The following is an 8008-nucleotide window of genomic DNA, read 5'->3' as shown; positions in this document are numbered from 1 at the left end:
CAACCGCGACCGCGTCCAGGAACCGCAGCTTCAGGCGCACGAAGGACTGCGAAACCTGGACAGGGGATCGGAAGCCGCGAGCCCGCGCTCCCCGCGGGCTACGGTCGGCGCCGGCGGCGCGTGAGGCGCACGGCGGGAAGCGGCGGCGCGGGGATGCGCTCATCGCCGTGGCCCGTCACGCGGCCGAAGCGGGTCGAGTCCGCTTCCCAGGCCTCGCGAGCCTCGACGATCTCGTCGTGCGAGCGGCCGACGAAGTTCCACCACATCACGATGTCGTCCTCGAACGGCTCGCCGCCGAACAGGAAGAGCGTCGCGCCCGCCGCGCTCGCGATGTCGATGTGGTCCCGACGGATGCCGAGATACAGCAGATGCGCCCGGTCGAGGGCGACCGGCTCACCGTCGGCACCGGGCTCGACGGCGACCTCGCCCTCGACGACCACCAGCGCGTGCTCCCACGCGGGGTCGAGCGGCACACGCACCGTCGATTCGGGCGGGATGCGCAACTCGGCGCCCACGATCGGGGTGTATGTCGTCGCGGGCGACGAGACGCCCGCGAGGTCGCCGAGCACGACGGTCGCGCCACCGTCGCCGCCGGCGATCGCCGGCAGCGTCACCTCGGGCAGCACGGCGTGCTGCTCGAAGGCGGGCGGTCCGTGGCGTCGCGACTCGGGCAGGGCGACCCACAGCTGCAGTGCGTCCAGAGGCACGGCATCCTCACTCATCGAGTACTCGGAGTGGGCGATCCCCGCCCCGCTCGTCATGAGGTTGAGCGCGCCGCGGCGCACCACCACGTCACTGCCCACGGTGTCGCGGTGCCGGACCTCGCCGACGTACGGCCAGGTCACGGTCTGCAGCCCGGTGTGGGGATGCGGCTCGACCCGCATGCGCGCGACCTGCGGCCCGAACCGGTCGAGGAAGCACCACGCGCCCACGAGCGGCAGCTCGCGCTGCGGCAGCGAGCGGTGCACCTCCATCGCCCGGATGCCGCCCAGCGGCACCTCGCGGGTCTCGAGCAGGAGCATACGGGGGCCAGAGCGGTCGGCAGGACTCGCGAGCGTGGCGGTATGGGGGCTCAGTCCGCCGGCGGTCGAGTCCTCGTCGAGCCTCGACATGTCAGTGCGTCTTCACTCGCGAGGGCCAGTCGATGTCGAGACCCGGCACGTCGTTCTCGCGGAGGTAGCGCACCACCACGGGGCACAGCGGCACGACCGTCTCGCCGCGACGCGCGGAGTCGGACATCGCCTCGGCGACGACCTTCTGCGCCAGCCCGCGACCCCGGAACGCGGGATCGGTCTCGGTGTGCGGGTACACGTAGCGCCCGCGGGAGTCGAGCGAGAACTCGGTGAAGCCGGCGAGCACGTCGCCCACCCACACCTCGTAGCGGGCTTCGTCGTCGTTGCGCCGGACGGTGATCTGGTCCTCGGAGGCTGGCATCGGCATCCCTTCGTCGTCCTTGTCCCAACGTAGGTGCGCTCGCGGATGTTCCGCCACCGCGCTGCGGGGCGCGGATCGTGGGGCAGACTCGGACGGTGACACTGCTCGACACGATCGCGGCCGCGGCGTCGGCATCCGCAAGCGAAACGCCGGACGCCGACGCGCTGTACGACGCGTTCGTGGAGTGGGCGGGTGACCGGGGCTTCGCACTGTACCCGGCGCAGGACGAGGCGGTCATCGAGATCGTGTCGGGGTCGCACGTGATCCTGTCGACTCCGACCGGCACCGGCAAGTCGCTCGTCGCGGTCGCCGCGCACGCGGCATGCGTCGCCCGCGGCGGGCGCACGTATTACACGGCGCCGATCAAAGCCCTGGTGAGCGAGAAGTTCTTCGCGCTCGTCGAGATCTTCGGCGCCACGAACGTCGGCATGGTGACCGGCGACTCGTCGGTGAACCCGGATGCCCCGATCGTGTGCTGCACGGCCGAGATCCTCGCCAACCTCGCACTCCGCCAGGGCGCCGACGTGAACGTCGACCAGGTCGTGATGGACGAGTTCCACTACTACGGCGACCCCGAGCGCGGCTGGGCGTGGCAGGTGCCGCTGCTGCTCCTGCCGCGCGCGCAGTTCGTGCTGATGTCGGCGACGCTCGGCGATGTCGCATCGATCGCCGAAGACCTCGAGCGCCGCACCGGCCGCGCGGTCTCGCGCATCACGGGGGTGGAGCGCCCCGTGCCGCTGCATTTCTCGTACGCGCGCACGCCCATCCACGAGACGGTCGAGGAGCTGCTGCAGACGGGACAGTCGCCGATCTACGTCGTGCACTTCTCGCAGGCCGCGGCGATGGAGCGGGCGCAGGCGCTGTCGTCGATCAAGATCGTCAGCCGCGAGCAGCGGGATGCCATCGCCGAGGCGATCGGCGGGTTCCGGTTCACGACGGCCTTCGGCCGCACCCTTTCGCGCTACGTGCGCGCGGGCATCGGCGTGCACCACGCCGGCATGCTGCCGCGCTACCGGCGCCTGGTCGAGACGCTCGCGCAGCGAGGCCTCCTGCGGGTCATCTGCGGCACCGACACGCTCGGCGTCGGCATCAACGTTCCGATCCGCACGGTGCTCATCACGGCGCTGTCGAAGTTCGACGGCACGAAGATGCGGCAGGTGTCGGCTCGCGAGTTCCATCAGATCGCCGGCCGCGCCGGCCGCGCCGGCTTCGACACCGCCGGCACGGTCGTCGTCATGGCGCCGGAGTGGGAGATCGAGAACGAGGCGGCGCTGCGCAAGGCCGGCGACGATCCGGCGAAGCGCAAGAAGATCGTGCGCAAGAAGGCGCCGACCGGCGTCGTCAACTGGGGACTCGGCTCGTTCGAGCGCCTCGTCGACGCCGAGCCGGAGCCGCTCGTACCCCACCTGCAGCTGACCGCGGCTATGCTCATCAACGTCATCGCGCGGGGCGGCGATGTGTTCGCGAACGTGCGGTCGCTCGTCTTCGACAACCACGAGCCGCGTGCACGGCGCTACGAGCTGGCGCGGCGTGCGATCGCGATCTTCCGCACGCTGCTGACGGCCGGTGTCGTGGAGATCGACCGGACGGATGCCGTGGCCCACGGCATCCGTCTCACCGTCGATCTGCAGCCGAATTTCGCGCTCAACCAGCCCCTCTCGCCGTTCGCGCTCGCCGCGATCGAGCTGCTCGACCCCGACGCGAACCCGGCGCCGCGCGGGCGGCTCACAGAGTCCGCAGAATCGGGCGAGGATCGCACGATTTCACCGGGATCCTCCGCCGAAGGGGCGGAACTGCGAAGTACTGCAGCCAGGTCCACGGCGGGGACGGGGCACTACGCGCTCGATGTCGTGAGCATCATCGAGGCGACGCTCGACGACCCGCGGCCGGTGCTGGCGCAGCAGGAGTTCAAGGCCCGAGGCGAGGCCGTCGCCGCGATGAAGCAGGAGGGCATGGACTACGACGAGCGCATGGCGGCGCTCGAGGAGGTCACGCACCCGAAGCCGCTCGAAGAGCTGCTGACGCAGGCGTACGAGGTGTTCGCGTCGAGCCAGCCGTGGATCCGCGACTTCGAGCTCTCGCCGAAGTCGGTCGTGCGCGACATGTTCGAGCGTGCTCTGTCGTTCTCAGAGCTCATCTCGCTCTACCAGCTCGCGCGCAGCGAGGGTCTCGTGCTGCGGTACCTGTCGGATGCGTATCGCGCGATCCGGCAGACCGTGCCCGCCGAAGCGCAGACCGAAGACCTGCACGACCTCGTGGCGTGGCTCGGCGAAGTCGTGCGGCAGGTCGACTCGAGCCTTGTCGACGAGTGGGAGGCGCTCGTCGACCCGGCTTCGGCCCTTCGACAGGCTCAGGGACCGGATTCAGCGGAAGTCGTGCCGCCGGCGCCGCCCTCGGTGCTCACCAACCGCCGCGCGTTCGGGGTGCTGGTGCGCAACGAGCTGTTCCGCCGCGTGCAGCTGGCCGCGCGGCAGCGCGACGACGAGCTCGTCGAGCTCGACCCCGACGCCGACTGGCCCGCAGCCCTCGACGCCTACTTCGACGAGCACGACGAGATCCTCACCGGCGGTCCGGCCCGCTCGCCCCGCCTCGTGACGGTGGACGAGACGGATGCCGCGGCCACCGGCCTTTGGCGCGTCGAGCAGACGATCGACGACCCCGAGGGCCACCACGACTGGCGCATCCGGGCCGTGGTCGACCTCGCCGCCTCGGAGGAGTCCGGCACCGCCGTGGTGCGCGTCACCGAGGTCGTGCGGCTGTAGTCCGGGGCTCGGCGTCGAAGCGGCGGGCAGAATCGACGCTTCGATGTCCCGAGGGGCCGAACTGCGCCAGTCTGCCCGCTGCTTTCACCGCGACCGCGTCAGCCGAGCCCCCGCGACCCCGTCAGCCGAGCCCGCGGCAGCGTCAGCCCAGGCCGAGCCCGCCGTCGGAGGTCAGCACCTGGCCGACCACCCAGGCTCCGGCATCCGTCGCCAGCCACGCGATGAGGCGCGCGGGGTCGGCCGGCTCGCCGTAGCGGCCGAACGGAGTCGCTCGCATCCACGCCTCGATCTCTTCGAGCGGCCGGTCGGCGGTCTCGGGGTCGAGGTAGCCGGTGTTCACGGGCCCGGGGTCGATCGTGTTGAGGATGATGCCGAGAGCGAGGAGCTCTGCGGCCACGGTCCTGGTGAGGCCCGCGAGCACCGCCTTGCTCGCGGCGTAGGCGACCTCGCCCGGCATGGGCCCGTGGATCTGGCCGGAGGTCATCCAGAACACGCGGCCGGTGGGCTCGGTGAACGGGCCCGTGCGCTCGATGCGCTCGCCGGGTCGCGAGCCGGTGCGCTCGCCGCCATGGAGCGCCGCGAACTCGCGCGTCAGCAGGATCGTCGACCGCGCGTTCGTCTGCCAGAACGCGTCGAGTCGCTCCGCCGTCATGTCGAGGATCGACCCGTCGCCGCCCGACAGGGCGTGGTTGCAGACGAGGACGTCGAGCCGGCCCGTCAGTGCCCGCGCCGCCTCGATGACGACGGGGACGGATGCTGCGTCCCGCAGATCCGCGCCGAAGTCGCCGAACCGTGCGCCCGGCGCGAGTGCGTCGCGGATGCCGGCGCGGACCGCGTCGAGGTCGTCGGATCCCCACGGCTGATCGTCGTCGTGGGGTGCGTAGTGGTGGATGAAGACGTCCGCGCCGAGTCGCGCGAAATGCGTGGCGACCGCGAAGCCGATGCCGCGGCGGCGCGAGACGCCGGTGACCAGGACGGTGGTGCCGCGCAACGGCAGGGATTCGGTGTGTGAGAACAATGCAAATGCCCTTTCAAGGGGTCGGGTCCGCCGGATCGAGTGCTCGCGGCGAAGCGCCGGGCGTATCGAGATCATCCGAAATCGTGCGTCCGCGACGGGACGCAGGGAGACGGGTCACAGGCATTGCATGACGACGAGACTACCGCGCCTCGCGTCCGCTGCACTTTGCGGCGCACGCGGCGTCGCGCGGCGCAGCGAGTGTCAGAAACTGCAGCGCGGGGGACGGCAACTGCCGCGCGCGTCGCAACCTGGCGCGCTCGTGCGCGGACGGATGCCGGGGGCGGAGGTATCCGCGATGATGGCGGCATGCCGACCTACCTCGCGTTCCTGCGCGCGATCAACCTCGGGGCCAAGCGCGTGTTTCCGAAGGACGACATCCGCCGTGTCGTCGGGGCGGCAGGCTTCACCGACGTCGAGACGCACATCAACACCGGCAACGTGCGGCTGTCGACGCCGATGCGTTCGCGCACGAAGATCGAGGCCGCGCTCGAGTCGGCCTTCGCCGCCGACCGCGGATTCGACGTGCCGGCGATCGTGTACTCGACCGCGGAGTTCGCCGAGGTCGCGCGCGTCGCCGAGCGGCTGAGCGCAGAGCGACCCGGCCTCGCGCGACACTACGTGTATCTGCTGAAGGACGAGCTCTCGGATGAGACGGTGGATCGCATCATGGCGTCGGCGACGCCGGCCGGCGAGATGGTCGTGCGCGGGCGCGCGGCGCATGCGCTGCTGCGCCCCGGGTACGAGGCGGGCACGGTGGATCCGCTCGGCGCGGCGAAGCTGCTCGGCGTGGCGACGAACCGCAACCTCAACGTCGTGACCACGCTCGCGCGGAAGTGGTGCTGACGCGGCTGCTCCTGGATGTGAGCGCACCCCGGGGGAGGCGCGTCTCCACCCGACGGATTCCCCAGCTCAGGAGCGGGCACTCTCCCGCGGAGCGCGGCTGATCGCGGCTCGACGGCAGTGCTCCCGCACGCCGTGAAGACCGTGCGGGCCGGGCTGCGGCCGCGCTGCTCGGGCGCCGCCCGCATCTGCCGCGCTGAGCCGCCTCCTCCCCAGGGCACGGCATCGCAGGCGCGTCCACGGATCCGCCGAAGACGGAGGCGAGGTCGGATGCCGCGGCTACCCTGGGACGGGTGACCGATGCGCAGGGCGACCCGTACTCCGGCCTCTCGTGGGCCGACGCCGACGCCCCGTCACCTGACGACACGTGGGCGCCGCCCGAGGACGGCTGGACGCCTCCGCCCGACCCCGAAGCCGGAGGCGGCGCCTCGTTCGACCCGTTCGAGAACGCCGGTCCGCGGCGTGACTTCACCGGCTTCGACCCCCGCGTCGTGCTGCACGAGGTGTACGGCTACGACACGTTCCGCGGCGAGCAGGGCGCGATCGTCGAGCACGTGATCGGCGGCGGGGATGCGGTCGTGCTCATGCCCACCGGTGGCGGCAAGAGCGTCTGCTACCAGGTGCCGGCGCTCGTGCGTCCCGGCACGGGGCTCGTCGTCAGCCCGCTGATCGCGCTCATGCACGACCAGGTCGACGCGCTGCTGGCCAACGGCGTGCGCGCGGCGTATCTCAACTCGACGCAGGCGCCGCCCGAGCGCGCCGCGGTCGAGCGCGCATATCTCGCGGGGGAGCTCGATCTGCTGTACGTCGCCCCCGAGCGGCTCAACACCGAGGCCACGCTGCGGTTCCTGGGGCGCGGACGGCTGAGCGTCATCGCGATCGACGAGGCGCACTGCGTGTCGCAGTGGGGCCACGACTTCCGCCCCGATTACCTCGCACTGGGCGCGCTCGCCGAGCGCTTCCCGGGTGTGCCGCGCCTCGCGCTCACCGCAACGGCGACGCCTGCGACGCATCGAGAGATGACCGAGCGGCTGGCGCTCCCGAATGCCCGTCACTTCGTCTCCAGCTTCGACCGGCCCAACATCCAGTACCGCATCGAGACGAAGACCGATCCCCGGCGACAGCTGGTCGCGTTCATCCGCTCCCAGGGTGCCGGTGCAGCGGGCATCGTGTACGCGCTCAGCCGCAAGTCCGTCGAGCAGACGGCCGAGTTCCTCTCCGGTCAGGGCATCGACGCGCTGCCGTATCACGCCGGCCTTCCCGCCGAGACGCGCGCGGCGAACCAGTCCAGGTTCCTCCGTGAGGACGGCGTCGTGATGGTCGCGACGATCGCGTTCGGGATGGGCATCGACAAACCCGATGTCCGCTTCGTCGCTCACATCGACCTGCCGAAGTCCGTCGAGGGGTACTACCAGGAGACCGGTCGCGCCGGACGTGACGGCGAGGCATCCGTCGCGTGGATGGCGTACGGACTCGGCGATGTCGTGCAGCAGCGCCGCATGATCGACCAATCACCCGGCGACCGTGCATTCAAGCTGCGCCTGGGACAGCACCTCGACGCGATGCTGGCCCTGTGCGAGACGGTCGGATGCCGCCGCCAGAACCTGCTCGCCTACTTCGGCGAGGACTCGGCTCCGTGCGGCAACTGCGACACCTGCCTCGAAGCGCCCGACACCTGGGACGGGCTCATCCCCGCGCAGAAGCTGCTGTCGACGATCGTCCGGCTGCAGCGCGAACGCGGCCAGGCTTTCGGCGCCGGCCATCTCGTCGACATTCTCCGCGGCGCCTCGACCGATCGCATCCGGCAGCAGGGTCACGACTCGCTCTCGACGTACGGCCTCGGTGCCGACCTCAGCGATCAGGACTGGCGCAGCGTCATCCGGCAGCTGCTGGCGCGAGGCATCCTGGTCGCCCGCGGCGAATACGGCACGCTCGCGCTCGGCGACCCGGCGGC

At 71.2% G+C, this 8008-nt stretch carries 6 protein-coding genes; 3 read left to right on the top strand and 3 right to left on the bottom strand.

Annotated features, from left to right (window positions below; all coding sequences use genetic code 11):
• Positions 1-98 precede the first annotated feature (98 nt).
• Both EIO58_RS09095 and EIO58_RS09090 read right to left on the bottom strand, forming a co-directional pair.
• The gene (locus EIO58_RS09095) at positions 99-1112 is read right to left on the bottom strand and encodes a pirin family protein (RefSeq protein ID WP_127819265.1); all 1014 of its coding nucleotides are present in this window, start codon (positions 1110-1112) and stop codon (positions 99-101) included.
• A 1-nt stretch (position 1113) separates the two neighbouring features.
• Positions 1114-1434 carry a GNAT family N-acetyltransferase gene (locus EIO58_RS09090; protein ID WP_127819264.1) on the bottom strand — a complete coding sequence of 107 codons (321 nt, stop codon included), beginning with the start codon at positions 1432-1434 and terminating at the stop codon, positions 1114-1116.
• Between the two features lie 95 nt (positions 1435-1529).
• Here EIO58_RS09090 and EIO58_RS09085 point away from each other — a divergent pair, with 95 nt between their 5' ends.
• A complete protein-coding gene (locus tag EIO58_RS09085; RefSeq protein WP_127819263.1) occupies positions 1530-4196 on the top strand; it encodes a DEAD/DEAH box helicase in 2667 nt (888 codons plus the stop codon).
• 142 nt (positions 4197-4338) lie between these two features.
• Here EIO58_RS09085 and EIO58_RS09080 read toward each other — a convergent pair whose 3' ends face one another.
• Positions 4339-5187, bottom strand: a complete 849-nt coding sequence (locus tag EIO58_RS09080) for an SDR family oxidoreductase (RefSeq protein ID WP_240658663.1) — start codon at positions 5185-5187, stop codon at positions 4339-4341.
• Positions 5188-5520: 333 nt separating this feature from the next.
• On the opposite strand from EIO58_RS09080, the gene EIO58_RS09075 reads away from it, so the two are divergent.
• The gene (locus EIO58_RS09075; protein WP_127819261.1) at positions 5521-6057 is read left to right on the top strand and encodes a DUF1697 domain-containing protein; all 537 of its coding nucleotides are present in this window, start codon (positions 5521-5523) and stop codon (positions 6055-6057) included.
• A gap of 290 nt (positions 6058-6347) precedes the next feature.
• On the top strand, positions 6348-8008 hold a 1661-nt coding region (gene recQ, locus EIO58_RS09070), incomplete at its 3' end, for a DNA helicase RecQ (RefSeq protein WP_127819260.1).

It is taken from the genome of Microbacterium sp. CPCC 204701 (assembly GCF_004010105.1).
Classification (GTDB): Bacteria; Actinomycetota; Actinomycetes; order Actinomycetales; family Microbacteriaceae; genus Microbacterium.
The sequence above is the reverse complement of the archived record's forward strand: the minus strand, read 5'-3'. Positions and strand labels throughout refer to the sequence as shown.